Source organism: Methylobacterium currus, from assembly GCF_003058325.1.
GTDB classification, from domain to species: Bacteria; Pseudomonadota; Alphaproteobacteria; order Rhizobiales; family Beijerinckiaceae; genus Methylobacterium; species Methylobacterium currus.
The window spans coordinates 2639273-2665455 of the sequence record NZ_CP028843.1 but is presented as its reverse complement, the minus strand read 5'-3'; the positions used below and the strand labels follow the sequence as shown (position 1 = coordinate 2665455).

General features: G+C 70.0%; 27 protein-coding genes. 10 read left to right on the top strand and 17 right to left on the bottom strand.

Going from position 1 to position 26183, the window contains the following annotated elements; all coding sequences use genetic code 11:
* Positions 1-3: 3 nt before the first annotated feature.
* Both DA075_RS12625 and DA075_RS12620 read right to left on the bottom strand, forming a co-directional pair.
* On the bottom strand, positions 4-690 hold the full coding sequence (locus DA075_RS12625) for a response regulator transcription factor (RefSeq protein ID WP_099953533.1): 687 nt from the start codon (positions 688-690) through the stop codon (positions 4-6).
* 156 nt (positions 691-846) lie between these two features.
* On the bottom strand, positions 847-1509 hold the full coding sequence (locus tag DA075_RS12620; RefSeq protein WP_099953532.1) for a 3'-5' exonuclease: 663 nt from the start codon (positions 1507-1509) through the stop codon (positions 847-849).
* A gap of 154 nt (positions 1510-1663) precedes the next feature.
* On the opposite strand from DA075_RS12620, the gene DA075_RS12615 reads away from it, so the two are divergent.
* Both DA075_RS12615 and DA075_RS12610 read left to right on the top strand, forming a co-directional pair.
* Entirely contained in the window at positions 1664-2197 is a 534-nt protein-coding gene (locus DA075_RS12615; RefSeq protein ID WP_099953531.1) for a L,D-transpeptidase family protein, read from the top strand.
* 175 nt (positions 2198-2372) lie between these two features.
* Positions 2373-2573 (top strand): hypothetical protein, encoded by a 201-nt coding sequence (locus DA075_RS12610; protein ID WP_048434578.1) that lies wholly within the window; start codon positions 2373-2375, stop codon positions 2571-2573.
* A 15-nt stretch (positions 2574-2588) separates the two neighbouring features.
* Here DA075_RS12610 and DA075_RS12605 read toward each other — a convergent pair whose 3' ends face one another.
* On the bottom strand, positions 2589-3272 hold the full coding sequence (locus DA075_RS12605; RefSeq protein WP_099953530.1) for a YggS family pyridoxal phosphate-dependent enzyme: 684 nt from the start codon (positions 3270-3272) through the stop codon (positions 2589-2591).
* 166 nt (positions 3273-3438) lie between these two features.
* Between DA075_RS12605 and leuS the strand changes: the two genes are divergently transcribed.
* The 3 genes from leuS (at position 3439) to holA (ending at position 7913) form a co-directional block, all read left to right on the top strand.
* Positions 3439-6030 carry a leucine--tRNA ligase gene (gene leuS, locus DA075_RS12600; RefSeq protein ID WP_099953529.1) on the top strand — a complete coding sequence of 864 codons (2592 nt, stop codon included), beginning with the start codon at positions 3439-3441 and terminating at the stop codon, positions 6028-6030.
* Positions 6031-6320: 290 nt separating this feature from the next.
* Positions 6321-6857: an LPS assembly lipoprotein LptE gene (locus DA075_RS12595; RefSeq protein WP_099953528.1), complete on the top strand. Its 537-nt coding sequence runs from the start codon at positions 6321-6323 to the stop codon at positions 6855-6857.
* Between the two features lie 27 nt (positions 6858-6884).
* Positions 6885-7913: a DNA polymerase III subunit delta gene (gene holA / locus DA075_RS12590; protein WP_099953527.1), complete on the top strand. Its 1029-nt coding sequence runs from the start codon at positions 6885-6887 to the stop codon at positions 7911-7913.
* 54 nt (positions 7914-7967) lie between these two features.
* Here the strand turns inward: holA and DA075_RS12585 are convergent, their stop codons facing one another.
* The 9 genes from DA075_RS12585 to DA075_RS12545 form a co-directional block, all read right to left on the bottom strand.
* A complete protein-coding gene (locus DA075_RS12585) occupies positions 7968-8855 on the bottom strand; it encodes a ParB/RepB/Spo0J family partition protein (protein WP_099953526.1) in 888 nt (295 codons plus the stop codon).
* Positions 8856-8938: 83 nt separating this feature from the next.
* A complete protein-coding gene (locus DA075_RS12580; protein WP_099953525.1) occupies positions 8939-9787 on the bottom strand; it encodes a ParA family protein in 849 nt (282 codons plus the stop codon).
* The gene (gene rsmG, locus DA075_RS12575) at positions 9784-10425 is read right to left on the bottom strand and encodes a 16S rRNA (guanine(527)-N(7))-methyltransferase RsmG (protein WP_099953524.1); all 642 of its coding nucleotides are present in this window, start codon (positions 10423-10425) and stop codon (positions 9784-9786) included. Before rsmG ends, DA075_RS12580 begins: the two co-directional genes overlap by 4 nt.
* Positions 10422-12305, bottom strand: coding sequence for a tRNA uridine-5-carboxymethylaminomethyl(34) synthesis enzyme MnmG (gene mnmG / locus DA075_RS12570; RefSeq protein ID WP_099953523.1), 1884 nt, complete (start codon positions 12303-12305; stop codon positions 10422-10424). The genes rsmG and mnmG overlap by 4 nt, the downstream gene beginning before the upstream one ends.
* An 87-nt stretch (positions 12306-12392) precedes the next feature.
* Positions 12393-13706, bottom strand: a complete 1314-nt coding sequence (mnmE, locus tag DA075_RS12565) for a tRNA uridine-5-carboxymethylaminomethyl(34) synthesis GTPase MnmE (protein WP_099953522.1) — start codon at positions 13704-13706, stop codon at positions 12393-12395.
* Positions 13707-14291: 585 nt separating this feature from the next.
* Complete coding sequence (rho, locus tag DA075_RS12560) at positions 14292-15605, bottom strand: transcription termination factor Rho (RefSeq protein WP_099953521.1); 1314 nt, start codon at positions 15603-15605, stop codon at positions 14292-14294.
* 522 nt (positions 15606-16127) lie between these two features.
* Positions 16128-16724, bottom strand: coding sequence for a Smr/MutS family protein (locus DA075_RS12555; RefSeq protein WP_099953520.1), 597 nt, complete (start codon positions 16722-16724; stop codon positions 16128-16130).
* On the bottom strand, positions 16721-17956 hold the full coding sequence (mltA, locus tag DA075_RS12550; RefSeq protein ID WP_099953519.1) for a murein transglycosylase A: 1236 nt from the start codon (positions 17954-17956) through the stop codon (positions 16721-16723). Before mltA ends, DA075_RS12555 begins: the two co-directional genes overlap by 4 nt.
* Before the next feature lie 143 nt (positions 17957-18099).
* Positions 18100-18819, bottom strand: a complete 720-nt coding sequence (locus DA075_RS12545) for a Tim44/TimA family putative adaptor protein (RefSeq protein WP_174800165.1) — start codon at positions 18817-18819, stop codon at positions 18100-18102.
* Between the two features lie 431 nt (positions 18820-19250).
* On the opposite strand from DA075_RS12545, the gene secB reads away from it, so the two are divergent.
* Complete coding sequence (gene secB / locus DA075_RS12540) at positions 19251-19748, top strand: protein-export chaperone SecB (RefSeq protein WP_099953518.1); 498 nt, start codon at positions 19251-19253, stop codon at positions 19746-19748.
* A gap of 101 nt (positions 19749-19849) precedes the next feature.
* Here secB and DA075_RS37125 read toward each other — a convergent pair whose 3' ends face one another.
* Positions 19850-19990, bottom strand: a complete 141-nt coding sequence (locus DA075_RS37125; protein ID WP_210207033.1) for a hypothetical protein — start codon at positions 19988-19990, stop codon at positions 19850-19852.
* 72 nt (positions 19991-20062) lie between these two features.
* Positions 20063-20428 (bottom strand): LysE family translocator, encoded by a 366-nt coding sequence (locus DA075_RS37120; RefSeq protein ID WP_210207032.1) that lies wholly within the window; start codon positions 20426-20428, stop codon positions 20063-20065.
* Between the two features lie 366 nt (positions 20429-20794).
* On the opposite strand from DA075_RS37120, the gene DA075_RS12530 reads away from it, so the two are divergent.
* Both DA075_RS12530 and DA075_RS12525 read left to right on the top strand, forming a co-directional pair.
* Positions 20795-21208: an EVE domain-containing protein gene (locus tag DA075_RS12530; RefSeq protein WP_099953517.1), complete on the top strand. Its 414-nt coding sequence runs from the start codon at positions 20795-20797 to the stop codon at positions 21206-21208.
* A gap of 17 nt (positions 21209-21225) precedes the next feature.
* On the top strand, positions 21226-21594 hold the full coding sequence (locus tag DA075_RS12525; RefSeq protein WP_244936567.1) for a hypothetical protein: 369 nt from the start codon (positions 21226-21228) through the stop codon (positions 21592-21594).
* 226 nt (positions 21595-21820) lie between these two features.
* Here the strand turns inward: DA075_RS12525 and DA075_RS12520 are convergent, their stop codons facing one another.
* Positions 21821-22195: a PRC-barrel domain-containing protein gene (locus DA075_RS12520; RefSeq protein ID WP_164712543.1), complete on the bottom strand. Its 375-nt coding sequence runs from the start codon at positions 22193-22195 to the stop codon at positions 21821-21823.
* A gap of 270 nt (positions 22196-22465) precedes the next feature.
* On the opposite strand from DA075_RS12520, the gene mepA reads away from it, so the two are divergent.
* On the top strand, positions 22466-23386 hold the full coding sequence (mepA, locus tag DA075_RS12515) for a penicillin-insensitive murein endopeptidase (RefSeq protein ID WP_099953515.1): 921 nt from the start codon (positions 22466-22468) through the stop codon (positions 23384-23386).
* Between the two features lie 57 nt (positions 23387-23443).
* On the opposite strand, the gene msrA is transcribed toward mepA, so the two are convergent.
* Together msrA and DA075_RS12505 are read right to left on the bottom strand one after the other, a co-directional pair.
* A complete protein-coding gene (gene msrA / locus DA075_RS12510) occupies positions 23444-24103 on the bottom strand; it encodes a peptide-methionine (S)-S-oxide reductase MsrA (RefSeq protein WP_099953514.1) in 660 nt (219 codons plus the stop codon).
* Between the two features lie 105 nt (positions 24104-24208).
* Positions 24209-24478: a hypothetical protein gene (locus DA075_RS12505; protein ID WP_099953513.1), complete on the bottom strand. Its 270-nt coding sequence runs from the start codon at positions 24476-24478 to the stop codon at positions 24209-24211.
* Positions 24479-25035: 557 nt separating this feature from the next.
* Between DA075_RS12505 and DA075_RS12500 the strand changes: the two genes are divergently transcribed.
* Positions 25036-26112 carry a PAS domain-containing protein gene (locus tag DA075_RS12500; protein ID WP_099953512.1) on the top strand — a complete coding sequence of 359 codons (1077 nt, stop codon included), beginning with the start codon at positions 25036-25038 and terminating at the stop codon, positions 26110-26112.
* The last annotated feature ends 71 nt before the right edge of the window (positions 26113-26183 follow it).

Sequence of the window (26183 nt, the reverse complement as noted above, 5' to 3'; positions counted from 1 at the left end):
TCGTTACGGCAGCAGCTTGTACCCCCCACCTTCCGTCACCAGGATCGAGGCGGTCGCCGGATTCGGCTCGATCTTCTGGCGCAGGCGGTAGATGTGGGTCTCGAGGGTGTGGGTGGTGACCTGCGCGTTGTAGCCCCACACCTCGGCGAGCAGCGTGTCGCGCCCCACCACCTGCCGCCCGGCGCGGTACAGGAAGCGCAGGATCGCGGTCTCCTTCTCGGTGAGCTTCAGCTTCGAGCCGCGCTCGCCGACGAGCAGCTTCGCGCCGGGCCGGAACGTGTAGGGGCCGATCTGGAACACCGCGTCCTCGCTCGCCTCGTACTGGCGCAGCTGGGCGCGGATGCGGGCGAGCAGCACCGCGAACTTGAACGGCTTCGTCACGTAGTCGTTGGCGCCGGCATCCAGCCCCTGCACAGTGTCGGAATCCGAGGTCTGGCCGGTCAGCATGATCACCGGGCCGCGAAAGCCGCCCTGGCGCATCTGCCGCACCGCCTCGCGCCCGTCGAGATCGGGCAGGCCGACATCCATCACCACGAGGTCGACGCGCTCGGCGGCGACCCGGTCCATTGCCCCGCGCGCGGTCTCGGCGGTGACCACCTCGAAGGCGTCCGACAGGGCGAGCTGCTCGGTCAGGGTGTCGCGCAGGGTCGGATCGTCGTCGACGACGAGCAGGCGGTGGGCGTTCGACATCGAACCGGCACTCTCGAGGAAGGCGGGCGGGCTTTCGGATCCCGCCGGCCAGGCCACGATCCCGGACGGATCGCAGCCTGGCAGCGTGCGGGGCAGAGTAGCGGAGCGCCAAGCCGCGGCAAGGGCCGGCCCCCTCCCTGTCCACGGCGCCGATCCTCAGGCGCGGGGCGGCAGCGGGCCCTCGGGGCGCGGCGGGACGGGCCGCAGGTTGCTCGGCGCGGCGAGATCCGGGCGCGCCACCGCCACCGGGCAGGCCTGGAGCCAGAGATAGGCCCGGAGCGCCAGCCAGGCATCCTCGAGCGCGCCGTGGCGGGTGCCCACCCGGGCAAGGCCGATGCGCCGGCACAAAGCGTCGAGGGCGGCCCGCCCCTTCTCGCCCCGGCGGCGATAGGCCTCCATGGTGCAGTAGACCCGAGGCCGAATCGGCGGCAGCCCGGCGGCGGCGAGCTCACGGTTGAGGAAGCCGAGATCGAAGGCGGCGTTGTGGGCCACGATCAGGTCGGCCCCGGCGAGGAGGTCCGCCAGGGCGCCGGCATACAGGCCGGCCGGGTCCTGGTGGCGCAGGAGCCAGTCGTCGTAGCCGTGCACCGCCTCGGCCCTCGGATGGCTCGCCCGGCCGGGATCGAAGATCAGGTGGTGGCAGGCGATCTCCGGAGCGCCGGCGGCGAGGGAGGCGGTGGCGAGCGCCATGGCGCCGAAGCTCACCACCCGGTCGGTCTCGGCGAGCCCCGTCGTCTCGACATCGACCGCGACGAGGCGTGGCGGCAGCCAGCCGAGCCAGTCCGGCGCAGGATCGGGAAGCGGGTTCGGCGAAGGCATGTCGTCGGGAATGGCTCGGGGGACGGCTCGGATCGAGGCCGTGCCATTCTCGGTCGGACGGGGCGTCCTGTCACGCTCCCCTCGCGGCTCCCCTCGCAGGTCCCCTCGCAGGTCCCCTCGACGGCGTCTGAGCCGGCGCCGTAAGACGGTCCCCATGAAGCGCATCACCCTCCCGCACCTGCGGGTCCGCTCGAATCCCCTCGACCGACGACGCGGCACCCTGATCGCCGGCCCGGTCCTGATCCCCTGCGCCCTCGGCAAGGGCGGCCAGACGCGCGCCAAGCGCGAGGGCGACGGCGCCTCGCCCCGCGGGACGTTTCGCCTGCGCGGCGGCTTCTACCGGCCGGACCGGCTCGGGGTGCGGCCCGCGACCCCCCTCCCCTTGCGCCGCATCCGCCCGCAGGACGGCTGGTGCGACGAGCCCCGCGACCGGCGCTACAACCGTCCCATCCCCCTTCCTGCCCCCGGCATCAGCGCCGAGAAAATGTGGCGCGACGACGGGCTCTACGACCTCGTGATCGACCTCGACTACAATCGCGGCCCGATCCGTCCCGGCCGCGGCAGCGCCATCTTCCTGCACGTCGCCCGCCCCGGCTTCCGGCCGACCGAGGGCTGCGTGGCCCTGCGCCGCCCCGATCTCGTCCGGCTCCTGCGCCGCCTCGGTCCCGGTACACGCCTCACGATCTGAGAAGGGTTTGCTCCGAATTCGCGAGCAGACAGCGACATCCTTCTTTGAAACCGCGCCGCGCGGAGCAGAACGACATCTTTCAAATTGGTAACGCTGCCATACTCGCTCTGCTCGGCGACATCCTGTACGGTCCTGCTGCCACACAAAAACCATATCGGACGCAGGGAGAAGACGCATGCTCGACGCCTATACCGCGACCGAGATCGTTCGAGCCCGACAGATTCACGCGGCGGAGGGCGCCCGCGGCACCCTCTGGGACAGCTCCGCCCGCTACCGCGACGGGCTGCCGAATTCCCCCGTTCTACTCACGGACGAGGATCGCGTCCGCTTCCTGGAGCAGGCGCGGGAAGAGATCCGCTGCCTGCACGCCAATTGACGTAACGGCTGCGCGTCAGGCTTTCGGCTGACGCGCCCCGAAGATCGCGCTGCCGACCCGCACATGGGTCGCGCCCATCTGGATCGCCGCCGGGTAGTCGGCGCTCATCCCCATCGACAGGATCGGCAGGGCGTGGCGGCGGGCGATCGCCGCCAGCAGGCCGAAATGCGCCGAGGGCGGATCCTCCGCCGGCGGAATGCACATCAGCCCCGAGACCACGAGGCCGTGCGTGTCCCGGCACTCGGCCAGAAAGCCATCGACCGCGCCCGGCGCCACCCCGCCCTTCTGCGGCTCCTCGCCGGTATTGACCTGGACCAGCAGGGTCGGATGCCGGCCGCTGCGCTGGATCTCCTTCGCCAGGGACGCGGCGAGGGAGGTCCGGTCGAGGGTATGGATCACGTCGAACAGCTCTACCGCCTCCCGCGCCTTGTTCGATTGCAGGGGGCCGATCAGGTGCAGCTCGATCTCCGAAAACTCTTCGCGCAGGGCGGGCCACTTCGCCTTCGCCTCCTGCACGTAGTTCTCGCCGAAACGGCGCTGGCCCGCCGCGAGGGCCGGGCGGATGCCGTCCGCCGCAATCGTCTTCGAGACGGCGATGAGCGCGACGCCGGCGGGATCGCGCTCGCTGTCCTCGGCGGCCCGGGCGACGGCCTCCCGCACCTCGGCCAGATTCGACGTGACGGTCTGCGGGTCGATCATGACCGGCTGCCTCTCCGCTTGATTGTTGACCCTCGGGACCAAACCGTGTCCTAGTCCGCCGGCGCCGCGCCGAGCAAGCTCAACCGTTTGCGGCCGTGACGTTTTCCCTTCATCCCTGCCGCCGGTGCTCTCGGCGCCGGCGCCGACCGGTCGCAAAGACGCCGCCATGGCCGAACGTTACAACGCGAAGGATTCCGAGCCCCACTGGCAGCAGGTGTGGGCCGAGCGGGAGATTTTTCGCACCCGCAACGACGATCCGCGCCCGAAATACTATGTGCTCGAGATGTTCCCCTATCCGTCGGGGCGCATCCATATGGGTCACGTGCGCAATTACGCGATGGGCGACGTGGTCGCCCGCTACAAGCGGGCCAAGGGCTTCAACGTCCTGCACCCGATGGGCTGGGATGCGTTCGGCCTGCCGGCCGAGAACGCCGCGATGCAGAACAAGGTCAACCCGCGGGACTGGACCTACGCCAACATCGCGACGATGCGGGCGCAGCTGCAATCGATGGGCCTGTCGCTGGACTGGAGTCGCGAGATCGCGACCTGCGATCCCGAGTATTACAAGCACCAGCAGCGGATGTTCCTGGACTTCCTGCAGGCCGGGCTGGTCTCGCGCCGCACCGCCAAGGTGAACTGGGATCCGGTCGACCATACCGTGCTCGCCAACGAGCAGGTGATCGATGGGCGCGGCTGGCGCTCGGGTGCGCTGGTCGAGCAGCGCGAGCTGACCCAATGGTTCTTCAAGATCACCGACTTCGCCCAGGATCTGGACGACCGGCTCGACACGCTGGAGCGCTGGCCGGAGAAGGTCCGGCTGATGCAGCGCAACTGGATCGGCCGCTCGGAAGGCCTGGAGTTGCGCTTCGCCCTTGAGAGCGTGCCGGGGGGAACGGCGCGCGAGGTCACCGTCTACACGACTCGTCCCGACACCCTGTTCGGCGCCAAGTTCCTGGCGGTCGCCGCCGACCATCCGCTCGCCGCCGCGGTGGCGAAGGACAACCCGGCCCTGCAGGACTTCATCGCCGAGTGTCGGCGCATGGGCACTGCGCAGGCCGCGATCGACACGGCCGAGAAGCTCGGCTTCGACACCGGCCTGAAGGTCCGCCACCCCCTCGACCCGTCCTGGACCCTGCCGGTCTACGTCGCGAATTTCGTGCTGATGGAGTACGGCACCGGTGCGGTGTTCGGCTGCCCGGCCCATGACCAGCGCGACCTCGACTTCGCCAACAAGTACGGCCTCGGCAACACACCGGTCGTGTGCCCGCCGGACCAGGATCCCGCCGCCTTCGTCATCACCGACACCGCCTATGACGGCGACGGCCGAATGATCAACTCGCGCTTCCTCGACGGGATGAGCACCGACGACGCGTTCAAGACCGTCGCCGACCGCCTGGAGGCCGAGACCCTCGACGGAGCCCCCATGGGCGCACGCCGGGTGCAGTTCCGCCTGCGCGACTGGGGCGTCTCGCGCCAGCGCTATTGGGGCTGCCCGATCCCGGTGATCCATTGCGATGCCTGCGGCGTCGTGCCGGTGCCTGTCGAGGACCTGCCGGTGCGCCTGCCGGAGGAGGTTTCGTTCGACGTACCCGGCAACCCGCTGGAGCGCGACGCGGCCTGGCGCAACGTGCCGTGCCCGTCCTGCGGGGCTCAGGCCCGGCGCGAGACCGACACGATGGATACCTTCGTCGACTCGTCCTGGTACTTCGCGCGCTTCACCGCGCCGTGGCTGGAGGACGCGCCGACCGACAAGGCGGTGGCCGACCACTGGCTGCCGGTCGACCAGTATATCGGCGGCATCGAGCACGCGATCCTGCATCTGCTCTATTCCCGCTTCTTCATGCGGGCGATGCGCAAGACCGGCTGGGCCGGGCTGGACGAGCCCTTCGCCGGCCTGTTCACGCAAGGCATGGTCGTCCACGAGACCTACCGGGACGAGGCCGGTGGCTGGGTGCAGCCGGTCGACGTCAAGGTGGTGACCGAGGACGGCGCCAGAAAAGCGTTTCACGTGAAAACCGACGCGCCGATCGCCATCGGGGCGATCGAGAAGATGTCGAAGTCTAAGAAGAACGTCGTCGACCCCGACGACATCATCGCGTCCTACGGCGCCGACACCGCCCGCTGGTTCATGCTCTCGGACTCGCCGCCGGAGCGCGACGTGATCTGGACCGAGGATGGCGTGCAGGGTGCCTCGCGCTTCGTCCAGCGGATTTGGCGCATGGTGAGCGAGGTCGCCGAGGGCGGCGCGGAGCCGCCGAAGGCCGGCAACGAGGCCGTGCTAAAGGCCGCGCATAAGGCGCTGAACGCGGTTGGCGAGGACATCGAGCGCCTGCGCTTCAACCGCTGCGTCGCCCATATCTACGAGCTGGCGAACAGCCTGCAGGAGGCGGTGAATGCCGAGCGCGGCCACGCCCCCTCCCCTGCCCTGCAGGAGGCGACGCTGATCCTGGTCCAGCTCATCGCCCCGATGATGCCGCACCTCGCCGAGACCTGCTGGACCGCTCTCAAGCAAGACGGCCTGGTGGCGGAAGCAGCCTGGCCGGCGATCCGTCACGACCTTCTGATCGAGGACAGCGTGACCCTGCCGGTGCAGATCAACGGTCGCAAGCGCGCCGATGTCACCGTGAAGCGCGACGCCGATCAGGCGAGTGTGCAGGAAGCCGTTATGGCGCTGGAAGCGGTGCAGCGGGCACTGGAAGGCAAGCCGCCCCGCAAGGTGATCGTGGTGCCGCTGCGTATCGTCAATATCGTGGTCTGATCGACCGCCCATTTCGATGAGGTTCTGGGGCCCGGAGATCGAAGGATCGCCGGGCCCTTCCTTTATCCGCAACATCCTCGATTTCCCGTCCTGATCGAACTCGCGCCCTGCTGTCGCCGCAGAGACTCTTTAGGTCCCCTCCCCTATTCTGAGGGCGCGACGAACCTCGATTCGAGGTCCCATGCTTCCTTCGCGAGTCCGGTTCGCCAACCCCCTTGGCAGGGCTTCAGCGTAGCGGTAACGGCGTCAGTGTCGCGGTGACGAGATCAGTGGTGGCAGGACGGACCTTCATGGCAGGCAGCACGGCGAAGACGGCGCGAAACCTCACTCTCGTCGCCACCCTGGCGCTCGGCCTCTCGGCCTGCTTCCGGCCGCTCTACGGACCGACGGCCTCCGGCGCCCCGTTGAGTGCCGTGCTGGCCTCGATCCAGGTCGAGCCGGCCAAGACCGCGCAGGGGCAGGAGCGCCTCGGCCATTACCTGCGCAGCGAGTTGGTCTTCGACCTCGACGGGTCGGGCCAGCCTTCTGAGAAGAAGTACCGCCTGATCCTCGCGGCGAGCGAGACGGTGCAGACGCCGATTGTCAGTTCCATCACGGGTCGCGCCGAATCCGCGACCCTGCTCGGCACCGCGTCCTACAAGGTCCAGACCCTCGCCGGCGACCGCACCCTCACCGAGGGCGTCGCCCAGGGTACTGCCACCTATGACCGCTCGGCCCAGCGCTTCGCCAGCCTGCGCGCCGCGCGCGATGCCGAGATCCGGCTCGCCAAGCTCCTCTCCGAGCAGATCAAGACCCGCGTCGCCGCGATCCTGGCGACTCAGCCTTGAGCCACGCATGACCACCGGAGGCGCTCGATGACCGCCGTCAAGGCCGGAGAGGTCGAGGGACTGCTGCGTCGCGGCCCCGATCCGCGCATCGCCGTGATCCTGGTCTACGGCCCGGATACCGGCCTCGTCACCGAGCGCGCCCGCCTCCTCGCCGAGAAGGCGGTCGACGACCCTTCCGACCCCTTCGCCCTGGTGAAGATCGACGGCGACGTGCTGGCGAGCGATCCCGGCCGCCTGATCGACGAGGCCGGCACGGTCGGGCTGTTCGGCGGCAAACGCGCCATCTGGGTGCGGCCCGGCAGCCGCAACTACGCCCCGGCGGTCGATGCCGTCCTGAAGCAGGACGGTGCCGAGACGCGGATCGTGGTCGAGGCCGGCGACCTCGCCAAATCGGCCCCCTTGCGGGTCGTGTGCGAGCGCTCCGGCCGCGCGCTGGCGATCCCCTGCTACCCTGACGATGCCGGCACGCTCGCCGAGCTGATCGAGCGGACCTTGCGGGCCGACTCCTTGCGCATCACCCGCGAGGCCCGCGACCTCCTCGTCAGCGGCCTTGGCGGCGACCGGCGGGCGAGCCTCGGCGAGATCGAGAAGCTCGCGCTCTATGCGCGGGGTCAGGGCGAGGTCGGGATCGAGGATGTCGAGGCCATCGGCAGCGACGTCTCGGGATCGATGCTCAACGCCCTGATCGACGCGGCTTTCGCCGGACGGGTCACGGAGACCGAGCGGGCCTATCGGCGCTTCCAGATCGAGGGGATGGACGCCTCGGTGATGCTGGGCGGCGCCCTGCGCCACGCGCTCACCCTGCTCGCCACCCGCCTCGACGGCGAGGGCAAGAGCCCGGGCGCGATGGTGGCGGGCTGGCGAGGCCTGCATTTCCGGCGCCAGAGGATCGTCGAGACGCAGCTCGCCCGCTGGAGCCCGGCCTCGTTGCGCCGGGCCGTGTCGCTGCTGCAGGAGGCGGTGCTCGGCGCCCGCCGGGCCGGCGGCGACTTCTCGCACGCCGTCGCGGCCGATCTTTTCCTGCGGCTCGCCAGCGAGGCGGCGCGGCGCGGCTGACGAGCCCCTCCTCTCTTCGAGGCCGGGCGGGGAATGCCCGGCCTTCTGGTCTCGCTACATCTCCAGGCGCCGGCACAGCCCGTCGAGCTGGTCGAGGCTGGTATAGCGCAGGCGCACCTCGCCGCCGGCGCCCTTGACCTCGATCGAGACGCCGACGCCCAGGGCATCCTCCAGGCGCCGTTCGAGGGCGCGGGTATCCGCATCCTTCTCGGCGACGGCCTTGCGCGGCCGGCCGGGGCGTGGACCGGTGCCGGTCTGCTCGCCGGCGGCCAGGGCCTCGACCTCGCGCACCGTCATGCCGTCCTCGATCACCCGGCGGGCGATGGTCTCCGGATCCTTGACGGCGAGGAGCGCCCGCGCATGGCCGGCCGTGAGCGTGCCGGCGATGACGTGGTCCTGAACCCCGGATGGCAGTTGCAGCAGGCGCAGGGTGTTGGCGAGATGGCTGCGGCTCTTGCCGATGATCTCGGCGAGTTCAGTCTGGGTGTAGCGAAACTCGCTCATCAGCCGCTCGTAGCCCGCCGCCTCCTCGATGGCGTTGAGATCGGCGCGCTGGACGTTCTCCAGGATGGCGTATTCGAGCGAGGTGCGGTCGTCGATCTCGACCGTGACCACCGGTACTTCGTGCAGGCCGGCCCGCTGCGCCGCGCGCCAGCGACGCTCCCCGGCAACGATCTCGAACGCGTCCGGTACGTTGGCCAACGCCCGGACCACGATCGGCTGGATCACCCCGCGGGTCCGGATCGAGGCCGATAATTCCTCGAGCTCGGTCTCGGCGAAATGGCGACGCGGGTTGCGCGGGTTCGGCCGCAGGAACTCGATCGGCACACGCCGTTGGCCGGCCTTAGGCTTCTCGGGAGCGGCAGCGGCTTCCTCACCGAAATCGCCGATCAGCGCCGCGAGACCCCGCCCGAGGCGCGGCCGCGCTCCCTCCTCCGCCATACCCTTCATCCTCTCATCAACTCCACTCGACCAACGGCGCAGGGCGCTCGCTCTCAGGCCGGCCCGAGATCGGCGCGGGTTCTTCAGGCGGCGGCCGGCAGGCGGCCTTCGCGCTGGATGATCTCGGAGGCGAGCCGCAGATAGGCTTGCGAGCCGGCACATTTGAGATCGTAGAGCAGCACCGGCTTGCCGTGCGACGGCGCCTCGGAGACGCGCACGTTGCGGGGGATCATGGTCTCGTAGACCTTGTCGCCCATGAACTCGCGCACGTCAGCGACGACCTGTGCCGACAGGTTGTTGCGCGGATCGAACATCGTCAGCACCACGCCCTGGATCGCCAGGCGCGGGTTGAGGGCACCCTTGACCTGCTCAACGGTGCGCAGGAGCTGGCTCAAGCCTTCGAGGGCGAAGAACTCGCATTGCAGCGGCACCAGCACCGCATGCGCCGCCGCGAGGGCATTGAGGGTGAGCAGGTTGAGCGAGGGCGGGCAGTCGATCAGCACATAGGTGAAGCGCTGGTCCTCCGGGGCCTCGCCCCGATCGAGCGGGTCCAGGGCCCGGCGCAGACGCTGCGCCCGGTCCGGCGCGCTCGCCATCGCCATTTCGAGGCCCAGCAGATCCATGGTCGAGGGAACCAGCGACAGGCGCGGTACGGCGGTCGCCTGCACGGCGTCGGCCAAGGACGCCTCGCCGGAGAGCACGTCATAGGTCGAGAGGCGGCGCTGGCGCCGGTCGATGCCGAGGCCGGTCGAGGCATTGCCCTGCGGGTCGAGATCGACGATCAGCACGTGCTCGCCGATCGCCGCGAGTGCCGTGCCGAGATTGATCGCTGTCGTAGTCTTGCCGACGCCGCCCTTCTGGTTGGCGAGCGCGATGATGCGCAGGGGCCGCGGGCTGCCGCCCGCCTGCGACTCAGGAGGTTCCGCGATCATGGGAGAAGGCCGCTCACGCTGGAGACGCGGACGATTCTGGCCTCAGAATCGGTCCGGCTCGGGATCAGATCCGCGGTGAATCTCCACCTTTCCTCGGCCTCGGTCAATTCGGTTAAGACATCACGCCCCTTCGGAAAAAGTCCGATCGCGCCGTTTTTCAACAAGGGTGCCGTCCAGGCGAGGAGCTGCGACAGCGGTGCGAGGGCCCGGGCGGTGATGACCTGCGAATCGGCAAACCCGGCAATCGCGGTCTCGATGCGGGCGACGTGGACTTTGGCCGGCGCGCCGGTGAGCCGCGCCGTCTCTTGCAGGAAGGCGCCCTTGCGGCCGTTGCTCTCGACAAGGTCGACGTGGAAGCCGGGACGGTCGCGGCCAGCGATCGCCAGGATCAGGCCCGGGATGCCGGCGCCGCTGCCGAGATCGAGCCAGCGGGTCGCCTCGGGAGCGAGGGCCAGGAGCTGGAGCGAATCGGCGACGTGGCGGGTCCAGACCTCGGCGAGGGTCGAAGGGCCCACGAGGTTCTTGATCGACTGCCAGCGGGTGAGCTGAGCGACGTAGAGGTCGAGGGACGCGGCTGTTTCACGTGAAACGCCAGCCTCGCGCAGGACGGCGTCGCGGCCGAGGTGAGCACGGGTCATTCGGCCGGAACCTGAGCGGGAGTGCCGCGGCGGGCATGGGCGGCGAGCAGGGTGAGGGCAGCCGGCGTAACGCCCTCGATGCGGGCGGCCTGGCCGAGAGTGAGGGGGCGGACCTTGTCGAGCTTCAGCCGCAATTCGTTCGAGAGGCCGGCGATGCTGCCGTAATCCAGTAGGGCCGGCAGCGCCACGGCCTCGTCGCGCCGGAACGCCGCGATGTCCGCGCGCTGACGGTCGAGATAGACCGCATAGGTCGCGTCGGTGCAAAGGCGATCGGCGAGGGCAGGGGGAGTGCCTCGGAGCTGCGGCCACACCATGGCCAGCCGGTCCCACGTGATCTCGGGATAGGACAGGAGCTGGAAGGCCGAGCGGCGGATGCCGTCCTGGTTGAGGACAATGCCGTGCCGCTGCGCCTCCGTTGGGGTGAGGCTCAGATCGTCCAGCATCTCCCGCGCGCTCCGAAGCGCCTTTCGACGCTTGGCATCGTGTGCGGCCCTGTTCGCTGAGACGCAGCCGAGAGCAATGCCGCGCTCGGTCAGACGCTCGTCCGCATTATCGACCCGCAGGCTGAGCCGATACTCCGACCGCGAGGTGAACATACGATAGGGCTCGCTGACCCCATGGGTCACGAGGTCGTCGATCATCACGCCGATATAGGATTCGGCGCGGTCGAACACGGCGAGATCGGCCGCTCCGGCGAGACGAGCGGCGTTGAGCCCGGCCGCCAAGCCCTGGCCCGCCGCCTCCTCGTAGCCGGTCGTCCCATTGATCTGGCCAGCCAGGAACAGGCCGGCAATGCGGCGAGTCTGCAAGGTCGGATCCAGCTCGCGTGGATCGACGTAGTCGTACTCGATCGCGTAGCCAGGGCGTAGGATCACCGCCCGCTCGCAGCCGGGAAGCAGGCGCACGATGCCGTGCTGCACCTCTTCGGGCAAGGAGGTCGAAATGCCGTTTGGGTAAACGGTCGGATCGTCGAGGCCCTCCGGCTCGAGGAAGATCTGGTGTCCGTCGCGGTCGCCGAACCGCACCACCTTGTCCTCGATCGACGGGCAATAGCGCGGCCCGCGGCTGGTGATGCCGCCGGAATACATGGCCGAGCGGTGCAGGTTGGCGCGGATCAGATCGTGCGCCGCCTGGCCCGTCCGGGTCACGCCGCACTCGACCTGGGGCGTCGTGATCCGCTCGGTCAGGGTCGAGAACGGCACCGGATCGTCATCGGCGGCCTGCTTGTCGATGCCGTGCCAATCGATGGTGCGGCCGTCGAGTCGCGGCGGCGTGCCGGTCTTCAGGCGGCCAAGGGCGAAGCCGTGACGGTTGAGGGTCGCCGAGAGCCCGAGCGCCGGGCCCTCGCCGATCCGACCGGCCGGCGTCGTGACGTCGCCGATATGGATCAGGCCGCGCAGGAAGGTCCCGGTGGTGAGCACCACGGCGCGGCAGGGGAGGGTACGGCCATCGGCGAGCACTGCGCCGCTGACCCGCCCATCGTGAACCGAGAGGTCGGCGACCTCGCTCTCGACGATGGTGAGGTTCGGCGTCTCGCTCAAGAGCGCCTGCATCGCCTGGGCGTAGAGCTTGCGGTCGGCCTGGGTGCGGGGCCCTCGCACGGCAGGCCCCTTGCGGCGGTTGAGAAGCCGGAACTGGATCCCGGCTTGGTCCGCCACCCGGCCCATCAATCCGTCCAGCGCGTCCACCTCGCGCACGAGGTGGCCCTTGCCGAGGCCGCCGATGGCCGGGTTGCAGGACATCGCCCCGAGCGTGTCGCGCCGATGGGTGACCAGGGCGGTGCGGGCGCCATAGCGCGCGGCGGCCGCAGCCGCCTCGGCGCCCGCATGCCCGCCGCCGACGACGATGACGTCGTAGGTGGAAGAATCGTCCGTGTGCATGAGGTGATTAGGCGGCACCCAGCGGCGGCGTCAATCACGCTGTCGCGCCATCCCGCGTTTCACGTGAAAACACCGCCGTCCCACCATTCACTTGCCGATGCAGAAGCTGGCGAAGAGCCGATCGAGCATCTCCTCGACCCCGACCCGACCCGCCACCTCGCCGAGCGCCCGGACAGCGAGGCGCAAATCCTCCGCCACCAACTCTGCCGGATTTGCGGCGCCGTTCACGACGACGCGGTCGAGGTGATGGACACAGCGTTCGAGCGCGAGCCGCTGCCTCTCTCGCGTCACCAGGGCATCACCGCACCCGAGGGACGACCCGGCGATGCGCTCGATCTCAGACAGGAGGCGATCGAGACCGGCACCCGTCCGCGCCGAGATCGGGATCTCGCCGCCCGCGCCCAAGCCCGACAGGTCGGCCTTGGTCGCGACCACGAGCACCGGGGCGGAGAGGGGAGGGGGCACCTCGCCTCCGGGCTCGCGCAGCCACAGGACCAGATCGGCCTGATCGATGCGGCGGCGGCTGCGCGCGACACCTTCCGCCTCGATCGCATCCGTGCTGTCGCGAAGGCCCGCCGTGTCGACCAGCAATACCGGCAGGCCGCCGAGATCGCAGCGCACCTCGATGGCATCCCGGGTCGTCCCCGGGATCTCCGAGACGATCGCCACATCGCGGCGGGCGAGGGCGTTGAGCAGGGTGGACTTGCCGGCATTGGGCGCACCGGCGAGCACGACCGTGAAGCCATCCCGCAAACGCTCGCCCCGGCGGCCATCGGCGAGGGCAATTTCGATCGCGTCGCGCACCCGGGCCGCGGCGGCACGCCCGGACGCGGTCAAGGCCTCGTCGTCGACATCGCCCTCGTCGGAGAAGTCGAGCGCGGCCTCCGTTCCGGCGAGCACATCGAGGAGGGCGACCCGCCACCCCTCAACCGCCCGCCCAAGGGCGCCGTCGAGCTGGCGCACGGCCTGGCGCCGCTGGGCCTCGGTCTCGGCATCGATCAGGTCGGCGAGCCCCTCGACAGCGGTCAGATCCATGCGCCCGTTGAGGAAGGCCCGGCGGGTAAAGGCCCCTGGCTCGGCCGGCGCGAGGCCTGGAAGCCCGCCGAGGCAGCGCAGGACCGCCGCTCGCACGGCCGGACCGCCATGGAGATGCAGCTCCACCATATCCTCGCCGGTGGCGGTACCGGGGCCGGGCAGCCAAGCCACCAGGGCGTGATCCAGCAGCTCTCCGGTCGCCGGCTCGCGCAAGATGCGCAGCGACAGGCGCCGCGCCGGCGGCACGGGCGACCGGATCAGCGACGCCAGGGCCGGACCGGCCTGGGGTCCGCTGATCCGCACGACGGCCACGGCAGTACGGCCGTAACCGGTGGCGGGGGCGAAGATGGAGTCGGAGGAGAGCATCGGCAGGGAGGGGATTGGAGCAATGTTGCGGAAGTCCGGGCTACCACGATCCGGCGGCGGAGCCGACCGGGGCCGATGTCCTCCCTGTGCAGCCCGGGCGGCACGAACTCATGGCCATAGGGTCGCAGAGCACGCCAGTCTCGCGAGGAGGTGTCTCTTGGGCTCTCGCTCCGACCATCAGGGATGTAGCCTCAGTCAGGCGACTCGCGGAGGCGAGCGCAGGCAAGACGGTTGGAGACCGTGCCTGTCCATCGAGGCGGAGGCCGGGACGCCGAAGAGCGGTGAACCCGCCGGTGCCCATGGGCGGCGTTTGTCGGACGCCTTTGCCGCGTGATTTGCAGCGAGAAGGGTTCGCGGCTGCGAAGTCTCGACCCGCCCGCTCCGAACGGCGCGCGTCATGGCCGGTGCTTGATGATCGATATGCAGGCCGCTCCCCGCCGATCCGGAACGATCGCTGCCCATGCCTGCCCCGCGGAGAAGGAACGACCACCGTCAGGAACCCGTCATACCGGGCGCACAAACAGCAACGGCGCCCCTCTCGAGGCGCCGCGCGGAATATCCAGGTGATCGCGACCGGCGGTCGGATCAGGTGTTCATCGAATCGAAGAAGTCGCCGTTGCTCTTGGTCTGGCGCAGCTTGTCGAGCAGGAACTCGATCGCGTCGGTGACGCCCATCGGGTTGAGGATGCGGCGCAGGACGTAGGTCTTCTTGAGCGAGTCCGGCGGGACCAGCAGCTCCTCCTTGCGGGTGCCGGAGCGGGTGATGTCGATGGCCGGGAAGATGCGCTTGTCGGAGACCTTGCGGTCCAGGATGATCTCGGAGTTGCCGGTGCCCTTGAACTCCTCGAAGATCACCTCGTCCATGCGCGAGCCGGTGTCGATCAGCGCGGTCGCGATGATGGTGAGCGAGCCGCCCTCCTCGATGTTGCGGGCGGCACCGAAGAAGCGCTTGGGCCGCTGCAGGGCATTGGCATCGACGCCGCCGGTCAGCACCTTGCCGGAGGACGGCACCACGGTGTTGTAGGCGCGGCCGAGGCGGGTGATCGAGTCAAGCAGGATCACCACGTCGCGGCCATGCTCGACCAGGCGCTTGGCCTTCTCGATCACCATCTCGGCGACCTGGACGTGGCGGGTCGCCGGCTCGTCGAAGGTCGAGGCGATCACCTCGCCCTTCACCGAGCGCTGCATGTCGGTGACCTCCTCGGGCCGCTCGTCGATGAGCAGAACGATGAGGTAGCATTCGGGGTGGTTGAGGGTGATCGACTGGGCGATGTTCTGCATCAGCACCGTCTTGCCGGTGCGCGGCGGCGCCACGATCAGGGCGCGCTGCCCTTTGCCGATCGGCGCGACGATGTCGATGATCCGGGGCGAGAAGTCCTTGCGGGTCGGCTCCGACAGTTCGAGCTTGAAGCGCTGCGTGGGGAACAGCGGCGTCAGGTTGTCGAAGTGGACCTTGTGCTTGATCTTGTCCGGGCTCTCGAAGTTGATCGTGTTGACCTTCAGGAGCGCGAAGTAGCGCTCACCGTCCTTCGGGCCGCGGATCGGCCCCTCGACGGTGTCGCCGGTGCGCAGGCCGAAGCGGCGGATCTGCGTCGGCGAGATGTAGATGTCGTCGGGACCCGGCAGGTAGTTCGAGTCGGAGGAGCGCAGGAAGCCGAAGCCGTCCTGCAGCACCTCGACCGTACCGGCACCGATGATCTCGACGTCCTTGGCAGCCAGCTGCTTCAGGATCGCGAACATCAGCTCCTGCTTGCGCATGGTCGAGGCATTCTCGACCTCGACCTCCTCGGCGAAGGTGAGGAGCTCGGTCGGCGTCTTCGACTTGAGATCCTGCAGCTTCACCTCGCGCATGGCGGGGGCGGCCGGGGTCTCGATCGGGGCGAGGGTGTCTTCGATCATGGGATATCGGGGTGCGGGGGCGAAGCTGGGGGGCGTCATGTCAGGACAGGTCCGGCCGCCGCAGGACGCGGCGTTGAGCGGAAGCAACGGGGTGGCCGAGGCGGGCACCGGTCGCGAAGTCGTCGCCTGATTTGTCCCGGAGGTCGCGTGGAGGAGCCTGGCAGCTCTGGATGCGACGTGACGTGACGATGGAGGAGGGAACGACTTTATGTAACGGGTCCTCGTCGTCGACTCAAGTCCCCGGTGGGGAAAAGTGGGGAGAGGCGCGGTGCGGCGGCACCGCAGGACAGGTCGGCCCCGGCACGGATGCTCCGGCCGCGCCCGAAGCACGGCCAACTATCGGCGCAGTCGTCGCATCGCCGCATTAACATTTGGAAGGTTTAACTCCCAGATTACAACCTTCTATCATTACCATAACCGCCGAGCTCGAGGCATTCCCGGGCAAGCTTCGAGGTATTTTGCCGGTACGGCGCAGTATCCCTGCGAGAGGACGGGGCGGGGATGCGGTCCGCGGCGCAGAGATCAACGGCGACGCAGGCGGATATAGAGGGCTCCACCGCCCCCATGATGGTGCGCGGCCTCCTCGAAGCCGACGACCATGGAGCGCAACTCGGGTAGGCGCAGCCAATGCGGCACGCTGCGACGCAGGACACCGCGCTCGGCATAAGGATCGCCGGCATTCCCCCCCTTGCCGGTGACGACCAGCACCACCGCGTGACCCGCTGCCCGGGAGCGGTGCAGGAAGCCGATCAGGGCTGCGTGAGCCTCGGCCTGGCGCATCCCGTGCAGGTCGATCGATGCGTCGACGCTCCGCGAGCCACGGCGCAGGGCGGTGCGCACCCGTCGCTCGAGGGGCGCCAGCGGCGGCAGGGCCGGCGCCGGAGGAGGCGGGCTCGGCATCGTCTTCGGGATCGGTACCGGCGACTTCGCCGCGGGTCGACGGGGCCGCGCCGTCACGGCGATCGGAGCCGGTGCGGGCTCCGGCGGTGGGGGAGGGGAGGGGGCTGTGGGCGCGGCCCGCCCGCGCAAGGGAGTGACCAGGCGGGAGATCTCGGTCCAGAGCCGGCTCTCCTCGGAGGAGAGGCGGCGTATCCGCCGGGGACGGCGCGGCTCGGTCACGGCGCGGCTCCTGCGGTGCCCTGTTTCGGCAGCAGCACCACGAAACGCGCCGGGTCGCGCAACAGGCCGGCGGTCGCACCGGCCCGGGCGCCGGTGCCGAGATAGAGATCGCCGCGGGCCGGCCCGAGGATCGCCGAGCCGGTATCCTGCGCCACCACGAGGCGGTGGAGAGGGGCGCTGCCGCCCTCCGGATCCGGCAGCGTTCCCTCCAGCCAGAACGGCAGGCCGTAGCGCCACAGGGTGGCGTCGACCGCGAGGCTGCGCCCGGCGGTCAGCGGCACGCCGGCGCCGCCGCGCGGGCCGGTCCCCTCCGGGATGCTCTCGTCGATGCGAAAGAAGACGTAGGAGGCGTTGCGGCGGATCAGGTCGCGGGCGATGTCCGGATGAGCGCGCAGCCAGCCGGTCCAGCGGGCGAGCGTCAGGCCTTCGAGCGGCAGGTGGCCGCCGGTGACGATCAGGCGGGCGACCGAGGTGTAGGGCCGGCCGTTGCGGCCGTCATAGGCGAGGCGCACCGAGCGGCCATCGGGCAGGCGCACCCGGCCGGAGCCCTGGACTTGCAGCACCAAGAGGTCGACGGCGTCGCGCAGCCAGAGCAGCGGGCGGGCGCGGGCCCCGAGCGCCCCGTCCTCGATCGCAGCCCGGTCCGGATAGGGAAGGAAGGCGTCGCCGTCGCGGCGTGCGGCACGAAACGAGGGATCGAGGCCGGGCCGGGTCTCGCCGGGCTCCAGCGAGACGAGATCGTCGGGGCGGCCCAGGGCCGGCACGGTGAAGTCCGGATTCGGCACTGGCGAACCGGCGAGTTCGGGCTCGAAATAGCCGGTGAGGAAGCCGTTGCTGCGCTCCGACAGGGTGTCGCGGCTCGGCCGCAGGACGTGGTAGGCGGAGAAGTTCTGCTCGAAGAACGTTCGTGCCCCTTCCGGCGGCACATCGACCGAGGCGGCGCAGGGCCTGGCGAGATCCTGGCTCGGCGCGCCCGGCGCCGCCTCTGCGAGGACCGGGCCGGCCGGTGCCGCGCAGGTCGCCCGGAAGGCCGCGAGGGCCGCCGCGAGGTCATCGTGGGCGAAGCCCGGCAGGGCACTGAAGGGGACGGGTTCGAGAACCGCCTCGCCGACCCGCAACGGGGCGGCCTTCACCCGACCGCCGCAGGCGAGGAAGGCGGAAACGAGCAGTCCGGCGGCAACGCGTCCGATGACAGGACTGGCAGCGAAACTGAGGCCGAGGGCCGGTGGCATGGGCTTGTCGGGCTCCGGCCCCGGGAAAGCTGTTCAATGGTCGCGCCGCACAAGACAACACGGGAGCTTGGCAGCGGATGATCGTGACGACGGGGGATTGTCGCCGAGGGCCGGCGGCCGATCAAGCCGCCGGCACGGCCCCCTCAATGCCCGGCTTCCGTGGCGACGAGCTGCCAGTTCGGGTCGCGGCTGCCGAGGGTGCGGGCGAAGGTCCAAACGTCGGTCACGTCGACGACCTTCTCGGGGCTGCCGTCGACCACCTGGCCCTGCGGGCCGCGGGTGGCGGTGATCAGCTTCGAGAGATAGCGCACGGTGACCTGCGCCACGCGGTTGCGCACGTCGACCCCAACGATCTCGGCCCGGTCGATCGACACGAAGGTGGTCTCGACGGTCTGGCCGGCGCGCTCGCGGCCCTGGATCGCCCGCTCGAACCCGTCTGCGACCTCGCGCGAGAGCAGGGTCTTGAGAGTCTTGCGGTCGCCCTTGGCGAAGGCCGTCACGATCGTCTCGTAGGCGACCTTGGCGCCGTCGGTGAAGGCGCGTGGGTCGAAGCTCGGCTCCTGCTGGAGGATCAGGTCGAGGCCGCGGGCGGCGGGCGAGTTCGGCTCGACCACGCCCTTCCAGTTGCGCGGCACCGCAGTCGCGACCGGCGCGGCGGCGCCGCGCTCGGGGCCGGCGCCCGGCAGCCGCACGACGTTGTCGCCGTCGCGGGGAGCGGCGGGCGGCTCCTCGCGCCGGGCCAGCGGGTTGAAGGGCGGCCGCTCACTCCCGGTCTTCTGCCCGAGGACCGAGCGCAGCTTCCAGATCACGAAGACCGCAAGCCCGAGGAAGATGAGGGTCGTAAGGTCGAGGGAATCCTGCATCATCGATCCGTTCATCGATCCGTTCTTGGCGGCTTTACGCGGAGCATCCCTGACCGCCCCGGCACAGCTTGCGACCTCTCCGGCGCGTCGACGGCTTTGGCACCGGGACCGGGGCAAGGCAAGCGTCCGGCCGGCGCCGCACCGCGGGCCCTTCGGAAGATATGGGGACAGGGCCTCGCGGTATCCAGGCGCCCGCCCGCGAGGATGCGCGGATCGGGAATGCGTGAATTCCTGCCGCATTTCGGAGGGATGCCGGCCTGCCGCTGCGGCGGGGAGACGGGAGGCCGTGACGCGGAAGAGATGATCGGCGCCTCTGCTTGTTCGCGGCCTGCGGGCATGATAGCGGCAACGCCGCCGGCGTGCGCGCCGTTTTTCGCGCCAGCGCGTGCCGGTTCGTCGTTTACGTCCAGCCCTCGAAGGAACCCTCCGCCATGGCCGACTCCCCGGTCCCGAACGGCAACGGTGGCGCCGCGGCGCAGCCCGACGATTTCACGCCGACCCTCAACGCCCTCGCGCAATACGCCAAGGACCTCTCCTTCGAGAACCCGAATGCGCCGCGCTCGCTGCAGCCGCAGCAGCAGGGTCCGCAGATCAACATCCAGGTCAACGTCAACGCCCGGCAGCTCGCCGAGGAGGATTTCGAGGTCGACCTGCGTCTCGAGGGCGACGCCAAGATCGGCGCCGAGGTGCTGTTCGCCTTCGAGCTGACCTATGCGGGCATCTTCCGCCTGCGCAACATCCCGCAGGACCAGATGCATCCGGCGGTGATGATCGAGTGCCCGCGGCTGCTGTTCCCGTTCGCCCGCCAGATCATCGCCGACGCGGTGCGCAACGGCGGCTTCCCGCCGCTCTACATCGACCCGATCGACTTCGTCGGCCTCTACCGCCAGAAGGCCGCCGAGGCCCAGGCGCAGGGCGGCGTCGCGTAAGGCGGGTTCGCGCGGGCCGGCCCCGGCCCGCGCACCCGCGAAAGTGTTTCACGGGAAACGCGGCTTGTTCCGATACTCCCTCAGGGCCGGCCGCAGGGACATCACCGGCAGCCCGCCATGGCGAGGTTGAACAGCCGCAAGGCCCGTCGCGCCCTCAGCACCCGGGCGGTGCCGACGCCGATCAGCGTCCAGAAGCCCAGGCAGGGCAGGGCGACGAGCCCGAACAGGACCGCCAGGATCATGGTCGCGGCGAACGGCGCATCCTCGGTTTGGGCGGCGTAGGTGGCGAGCGCGCCCGCGGCGATGACCCAGGCCTACGGGTTCCACCCACTGGAACAGGGCCGCCTGCAGGAATCCGAGTGGCGCCCGGACGTGTGCGTGGCGGGGTCGGCCGGCTCGGGGTCGGACCTCGCGCGCTTCCAGGCGAGCCGCAGCAGGGAGGCCGCCCCGCCCCGTTTCAGGACCGCATGGACCCGCGGATCGGTGAGCAGCGGCAGGCCGGCCGTGCCCAGAACGAGCAGCATCACGGCGAAACCCGCCGCGATGCCGAGCATGTGCGGCACCGTGCGGGCGAAGCCGCAGGTCGCCCCGGAGGCCACCGCCATGGTGTTGTTGGGGCCGGGCGGCGCCGACATCGCGACCGCGAACGCGCCCGCCGAGAGAAACCAGGTCCAGTCCACGATCGGGCCGCTCCGCGTCGTCGTCACGCCGTCGACGTGATGATGCGCGGGTTCTCCGTCCGGCTCGTGGCGTCAGCTTTCGAGGGCTCGGCGAGCTCGTGCTATGTTGGAAGTCTTTCGGCCGCGATCGCCGCGGCGGCACGCGCCGCCCCGGCGAACCCTGGGTCAGGTGACCACAGGACGGGCCTGCCCTGCCCCCTGGACTCCCGACCCCGGATCGGGCGATGGGGGCCATGTGCGCCTCGCGCGCGAGAATGCATAGGCGCCTCGTGCGAGAGAGTGCATGCGCGCCTCGCGCGCGAGAGTGCATGGGCGCCTCGCACGCGCGAGACGATGGGCGCATCACGCGAGAGGAAAGACGACGGCATGGCGTACTGGCTCTACAAGTCCGAGCCTTCGGTCTGGTCGTGGGACGACCAGGTCGCCGCCGGCGCGGCGGGGACCTACTGGAACGGGGTGCGCAACCACGTCGCCCGCAAGAACCTCGAAGCGATGCGGCTCGGCGAGCAGGGCTTCTTCTATCACTCGAACGAGGGCAAGGCGGTGGTCGGCATCGTCGAGGTGATCCGCACCTATTATCCCGACCCTACCGACGAGAGCGGCCGCTTCGGCATGGTCGACCTGAAGGCGGTCGCGGCGCTCCCTCTTCCCGTCACCCTGGAGGCGATCAAGGCCGAGCCGGCCCTGCGCGAGATGGTGCTCGTCAACAACTCGCGCCTGTCAGTGCAGCCGGTCAGCGAGGCGGAGTGGGCGCTGGTGCGCCGCATGGGAGGCCTCTGATCGATGAGGGCCGGCGCGTGACGCGCGTCCTCTCCGGATTGCGGGCCGGGTGCTGGCTCGTCCTCGCGTTGCTGGCGGAGCCGGCGAGCGCTCAGAGGGCGAAGGCGCCCGCCAAGCCTGCCGCGCCCGAGAAGGTCCTGACCTGCGGGGCCTTGTCCAACCTGCGCATCATGATGGCGGAGACAGGGGGGAACCCCGCCGCGATCACGTCGCGGCTGGCGGACCCAAAGGCCGATCACCTCGGCTGCTCGCGGGTCGGCCGCGAACGGATCGAGGGCAATGCCGAACGGGTGGTGATCGGCGGCATCGCCTATGATTGCCTGAAGGTGAAGGGGACGAGCCTGTGCCGCTGGACCCTGTCGGGCGTCCCGGCGGAGGCGCCGTGAGGCGGCCCCCGCCGGGACACGTCATGCCGGCGGCCTCGGATACTGACGCATCGACTCGATCCCGGGCAGGCCCGGGATCGACGAGGCCGTTGATCCATCTCGCATTTTGGCTGCCGAGCCCAGAAGTCCGGGACCTTGGGCTTGGCGAGAATCAAGATTGGCGAGAATTGAGCTTGGTGAAAATTCGAGAACGGAACCAATGGTCGTTTTCTTGCGACCGTCGGTATCAGATGCTCCAGTACGGCGTGGCGTTGAAGTAGCTGTGAACGTGCTCCTCCCACTTCCGGTCGAAGGAAGGATCGTTGCCCTCCGCCGAGGCCGGCGGGGCGGCGCGGAGCTGCTCTTCGGTGAGGTCGATCACGTAGGCGTCCAGCTCCGGCGCGAAGCGCAGGGTCGACCACGGGATGGTGTGATAGCCCTCGCCGATGCCGAGGAAGCCGCCGAAGCTCATCACGGCATAGACGACCTTGCCGGTGGCCTTCTCGATCATCAGGCGCTCGATGCGGCCGATGCTGTCGCCGTTCGGGCGGCGCACGGTGGTGCCCTCGACGCGGTCGCTGGCGATCAGCGCGTTGGTCTCGCTGGTGCTGGTGCTGCCCATGTCGGAGCGGTCGCCGACGGTCGGTGCGACGGTGGTCATCGGAACTCTCCAGAATCCTCACTCTTCCCCGGCAACGCTGCTGCAGCGGAGCGTGTTCCGAGGCTCGACCGTGAGGGGCCTGCCGTAACCGCTGCGGCGAATGGCGGAGCAGCGAGGCAGTTCCCCGCGGGCGATCGGGGCGCTAGCCTGCGGCCCATGCTTCCGCGGCCCATGCCTCCGCGGCTCATGCCCCTGCGTTCCATAACCCTGGTCCCATAAAACCCCGGTCCCATGCCGATCTGCCGTGCCGCCGTCCTGACGGTCCTCCTCGCGCTCGCCGCTCCCGCCCTCGCGCAGGATCGCGGCACCCTCAACCCGAAGCCGCTGCCGCCGCTCGCCAATCCGGACGATCCGTCCACGCCGGCGAAAGCCCTGTTCGGCCGTGCGACGACGCCGGCGGCCCTGCCGCCCCAGGCGATCGGCGGCTACGCCCGGGGTTGCGTGGCCGGGGCCGAGTCGCTGCCAATCGACGGCGCCACCTGGCAGGTGATGCGCCTGTCGCGCAACCGGAACTGGGGCCATCCCCGGCTCGTCGCCTTCCTGGAAAAGATTGCGACCGAGGCGCCGCGCAAGGCGGGCTGGCCGGGGCTCCTCGTCGGCGACATGTCCCAGCCCCGGGGCGGGCCGATGCTGACCGGCCATGCCTCGCACCAGCTCGGCCTCGACGCCGATATCTGGCTGAGCCCGATGCCGGACAGGCGCCTGACCCGGGCCGAGCGGGAGGAGATCTCGGCCACCAACGTGGTGCGGTCGGACCGGCGCGACATCGACCCGGAGGTCTGGCGCCCGGAGCACCTGCGGCTGATCAAGATGGTGTCGCGCGAGCCGGAGGTGGCGCGGATCTTCGTCAACCCGGCGATCAAGCGGGCGCTCTGCCGCGAGGCGGGGTCCGACCGGAGCTGGCTCACCAAGGTGCGGCCGATCTACGGCCACAACTACCACTTCCATATCCGGCTCGAATGCCCGGCGGGCGAGGCGGCCTGCCACGACCAGGACCCGCCGCCGGCCGGCGACGGCTGCGGCTCCGAGCTCGATTACTGGTTCACGGACGCGGTGCTGAACCCCAAGCCGCGCCCGCCCGGCAAGCCGCGCCCGCCGATGACCCTGGCGGGCCTGCCGGAGGCCTGCCGCACGGTCCTGAAGGCGCGGTGACGAGAGATCGGGACCGGCACCGGCCGGTCCCGCGTTGGGCAGCTTACTGCGAGCGCCTCACTCGGCCGCGACGCCGACCCCGATCGGGCAGGACACACCGGTTCCCCCTAACCCGCAATAGCCACCGGGATTCTTCGCCAGGTACTGCTGGTGGTAGTCCTCGGCGAAGTAGAACGGGCCGCCGTCGCGGATCTCCGTGGTGATGGGGCCGAAGCCCCGCGCCTTCAGGGCGGCGGCATACGTCTGGCGGGAGGTCTCCGCCTCGGCCCGGCGAGCCTCGTCGGGCAGGTAGATGCCGGAGCGGTACTGCGTGCCGACATCGTTGCCCTGGCACATGCCCTGGGTCGGGTCGTGGCTCTCCCAGAAGGTCTTGAGCAGGGCGGCGAAGGAGATCACGCGCGGGTCGTAGGCGACGAGCACGACCTCGTTGTGGCCGGTCAGCCCCGAGCAGACCTCCTCGTAGGTCGGGTTCGGCGTGGTGCCGGCGGCATACCCGACGGCAGTGACGAAGACGCCATCGCCGAGCTGCCAGAACTTGCGCTCCGCGCCCCAGAAGCAGCCGAGGCCGAACACGGCGATCTCGGTGCCGTCCGGATAGGGCCCCTTGAGCGGATGGCCGTTGACGAAATGCCGCTCCGCCGTCGGCAGGAGAGTAGGCCGCCCCGGCAGGATCTGGTCGGGCGCGGGCATCTCGGCGCGCTTGCGGAAGAACAGCATCGGGTCGCTCCGGTATCGGAACGGAGCCTCGCGGCTCCGGAGGCGATGCGCCTCTGATCGCGACCTGATGTGGGGTGGGGGCCCTGTTTTCTGAAGGGCGTCGCGTCAGCGCAGGATCTGGGCGGATTGCTCCGGCGCTTGCGTCGCGGCGACGCGGGCTGGAGCGTCGGGCCCGAAGGCGGTGCTGGGATCGAAGAAGACGCCGCGGGCCGTGATCAGCCCGGCCGCCAGGACCCAGAACAGCACGGCACCGACGATCCGCCGGGTCCGGACCGGACGGCGGCGCGTCGCCGCGCATCCGGCTTCTTGCTTGAACCCTTGCACGGACCGCAGGTCCAGGCGCTCGCCGAACGGATCGAAGATGGCAGGACGCATGGTCGAATCCGGCTTGACGCACGGCTCCGCGGGGCGAAGCTTCAGGACCGTAGATAGGTCTGGGGCAGGCCTCGCAGCAATAGACACGGTTTTCTATTTTTCCAAGAAGCAGAGAAGATGTTTTCTGCGTAAAAGCTCACAAGGAGAAATTTTGTCTTTGTTCCCCGGCGAACCAGCGTTCCGGTGCTGCCTCGTGACGCATCCGGGTCGTGCCCTGCGTCCCGGATTGTCCTCGGAGGGCGCGAGGCGAGCCGGACGCGGTGCCCGGCCGAGTGGTCGGCGGCGGTAAACCCGCGAGACGGCGCAGCCGTGCCATGCCGCCAACACTCGCGCGGGCTCACGCCTGGTTGATCCGTGGTGATTGCCTGGCATATGATCATATGACTTTGCGGCATGTCAGCTTATTCGGGCCGGGCACGAATGCTGAGCTTAGGAATGTTTACCTTGGAAAGTGGAGCTCGGATGCGCGTCGCGCGAGCGGATCGTGACTGCCGGCAGTGCCTCGCCCCGCGCCAGCGCCCCGCTCCGGGTCGAAGCCGGAGACGGAACGACGCCCGATGACGATGCACCCTCCGGACCATCGCGCGGGCCCACGGCCGGCGGACCTGTCCTCGCACGACTTCATGCGCCTGATCGAGGCGTTCGGCCTGACCGGTGCCTGGCGCTGGGACTTCGTCTCCGGCCGTCAGGTCTGGTCGTCGGGGCTCTACCGCCTGCTCGGACTGCCGGAGAGCGAGACGGCGAGCTACGAGCGGCTGCTCAGCCTCGTCCACCCGGCCGATCGCGACGTGCTCGAGGACGTCGTCCAGATCGTCCAGGCCGGGCTCCTCGGCAGCCACACGGTCCGGCTGATCCGGCCTGACGGGACGGCGCGCACGGTGGTGAGCCGCGGCGAGGTCTTCTTCAGCCCGGAGGGACACCCGGTCGCCGCGACCGGCGTGCTCCTCGACGTGACCGACCGCGAGCGCCTGGTCGAGATGCACCGCCTGGAGCAGCAGCGCCGGGCCAGCCTGGCGCGGGAAGCGCAGGTCTTCATCCATACCGAGCCGCGCCTGCCGCTCACCGAGTACGGGCCCGATTTCCTGGCGCTCGTGGGCCTGCGCCGCGAGGAGGTGCGGGCGGATTGGCTCAGCCCGATCGTGCCGGAGGAGCGGTCGCGCTGGCGCGACGAGCTGCCCCGCCTCGCCGCGGTGGGCCAGCCGTTCAGCATCGCGCCGACCCTGCGTCTCGCCGAGGGCGGGTCGGCGCCGTTCCGCATGACGCTGGTGCCCCTGCGCGACGGGACCCCGGATCCGGTCTGCTGGACCGCCGTGATCACGCCGCTCGGGGCCGAGGCCGCCGCCCGGGACCGCCCGTCGCGCGAAGCCGAGCCGGCGATCGGCGTCGAGCCGGCGATCGGCGTCGAGCGGGCGATCGAGGGCTGCCACCTCCGGGCGGCCCGCGGCCTCCTCGACTGGACCCTGAACGACCTCGCGCGGGAGAGCGGCGTCTCGCTCTCCACCGTGCGGCGCCTGGAGGAGGAGTCCGAGGGGCCATCCTCGCGCTCCCGCCCCCACGTGCTGGCGGCCCTGCGCCGGGCCGGCATCGTCTTCACCCTGATCGAGGGTGCGGTGGCGGTGGCGCGGGCGGAGTAACCCGATCTCCGAACGATCCGTTCGGAGATCGGGGCACGAGCCCGCGCGGCGCTCGAGCGGGGCCGGTTTTC

Coding starts and splice junctions, on each gene's coding strand:
- DA075_RS12625 (WP_099953533.1), bottom strand. CDS start 690: ATGTCGAACGCCCACCGCCTGCTCGTCGTCGACGACGATCCGACCCTG.
- mltA (WP_099953519.1), bottom strand. CDS start 17,956: ATGCCACCGGCCCTCGGCCTCAGTTTCGCTGCCAGTCCTGTCATCGGA.
- DA075_RS12585 (WP_099953526.1), bottom strand. CDS start 8,855: ATGGCGGAGGAGGGAGCGCGGCCGCGCCTCGGGCGGGGTCTCGCGGCG.
- DA075_RS12615 (WP_099953531.1), top strand. CDS start 1,664: ATGAAGCGCATCACCCTCCCGCACCTGCGGGTCCGCTCGAATCCCCTC.
- msrA (WP_099953514.1), bottom strand. CDS start 24,103: ATGCTGTTCTTCCGCAAGCGCGCCGAGATGCCCGCGCCCGACCAGATC.
- mnmG (WP_099953523.1), bottom strand. CDS start 12,305: ATGCACACGGACGATTCTTCCACCTACGACGTCATCGTCGTCGGCGGC.
- DA075_RS12505 (WP_099953513.1), bottom strand. CDS start 24,478: ATGCGTCCTGCCATCTTCGATCCGTTCGGCGAGCGCCTGGACCTGCGG.
- DA075_RS12620 (WP_099953532.1), bottom strand. CDS start 1,509: ATGCCTTCGCCGAACCCGCTTCCCGATCCTGCGCCGGACTGGCTCGGC.
- DA075_RS12580 (WP_099953525.1), bottom strand. CDS start 9,787: ATGATCGCGGAACCTCCTGAGTCGCAGGCGGGCGGCAGCCCGCGGCCC.
- leuS (WP_099953529.1), top strand. CDS start 3,439: ATGGCCGAACGTTACAACGCGAAGGATTCCGAGCCCCACTGGCAGCAG.
- DA075_RS12500 (WP_099953512.1), top strand. CDS start 25,036: ATGACGATGCACCCTCCGGACCATCGCGCGGGCCCACGGCCGGCGGAC.
- DA075_RS12545 (WP_174800165.1), bottom strand. CDS start 18,819: ATGCAGGATTCCCTCGACCTTACGACCCTCATCTTCCTCGGGCTTGCG.
- rsmG (WP_099953524.1), bottom strand. CDS start 10,425: ATGACCCGTGCTCACCTCGGCCGCGACGCCGTCCTGCGCGAGGCTGGC.
- DA075_RS37125 (WP_210207033.1), bottom strand. CDS start 19,990: ATGATCCTGGCGGTCCTGTTCGGGCTCGTCGCCCTGCCCTGCCTGGGC.
- mnmE (WP_099953522.1), bottom strand. CDS start 13,706: ATGCTCTCCTCCGACTCCATCTTCGCCCCCGCCACCGGTTACGGCCGT.
- DA075_RS12530 (WP_099953517.1), top strand. CDS start 20,795: ATGGCGTACTGGCTCTACAAGTCCGAGCCTTCGGTCTGGTCGTGGGAC.
- DA075_RS12595 (WP_099953528.1), top strand. CDS start 6,321: ATGGCAGGCAGCACGGCGAAGACGGCGCGAAACCTCACTCTCGTCGCC.
- secB (WP_099953518.1), top strand. CDS start 19,251: ATGGCCGACTCCCCGGTCCCGAACGGCAACGGTGGCGCCGCGGCGCAG.
- mepA (WP_099953515.1), top strand. CDS start 22,466: ATGCCGATCTGCCGTGCCGCCGTCCTGACGGTCCTCCTCGCGCTCGCC.
- DA075_RS12605 (WP_099953530.1), bottom strand. CDS start 3,272: ATGATCGACCCGCAGACCGTCACGTCGAATCTGGCCGAGGTGCGGGAG.
- rho (WP_099953521.1), bottom strand. CDS start 15,605: ATGATCGAAGACACCCTCGCCCCGATCGAGACCCCGGCCGCCCCCGCC.
- DA075_RS12520 (WP_164712543.1), bottom strand. CDS start 22,195: ATGGGCAGCACCAGCACCAGCGAGACCAACGCGCTGATCGCCAGCGAC.
- holA (WP_099953527.1), top strand. CDS start 6,885: ATGACCGCCGTCAAGGCCGGAGAGGTCGAGGGACTGCTGCGTCGCGGC.
- DA075_RS12610 (WP_048434578.1), top strand. CDS start 2,373: ATGCTCGACGCCTATACCGCGACCGAGATCGTTCGAGCCCGACAGATT.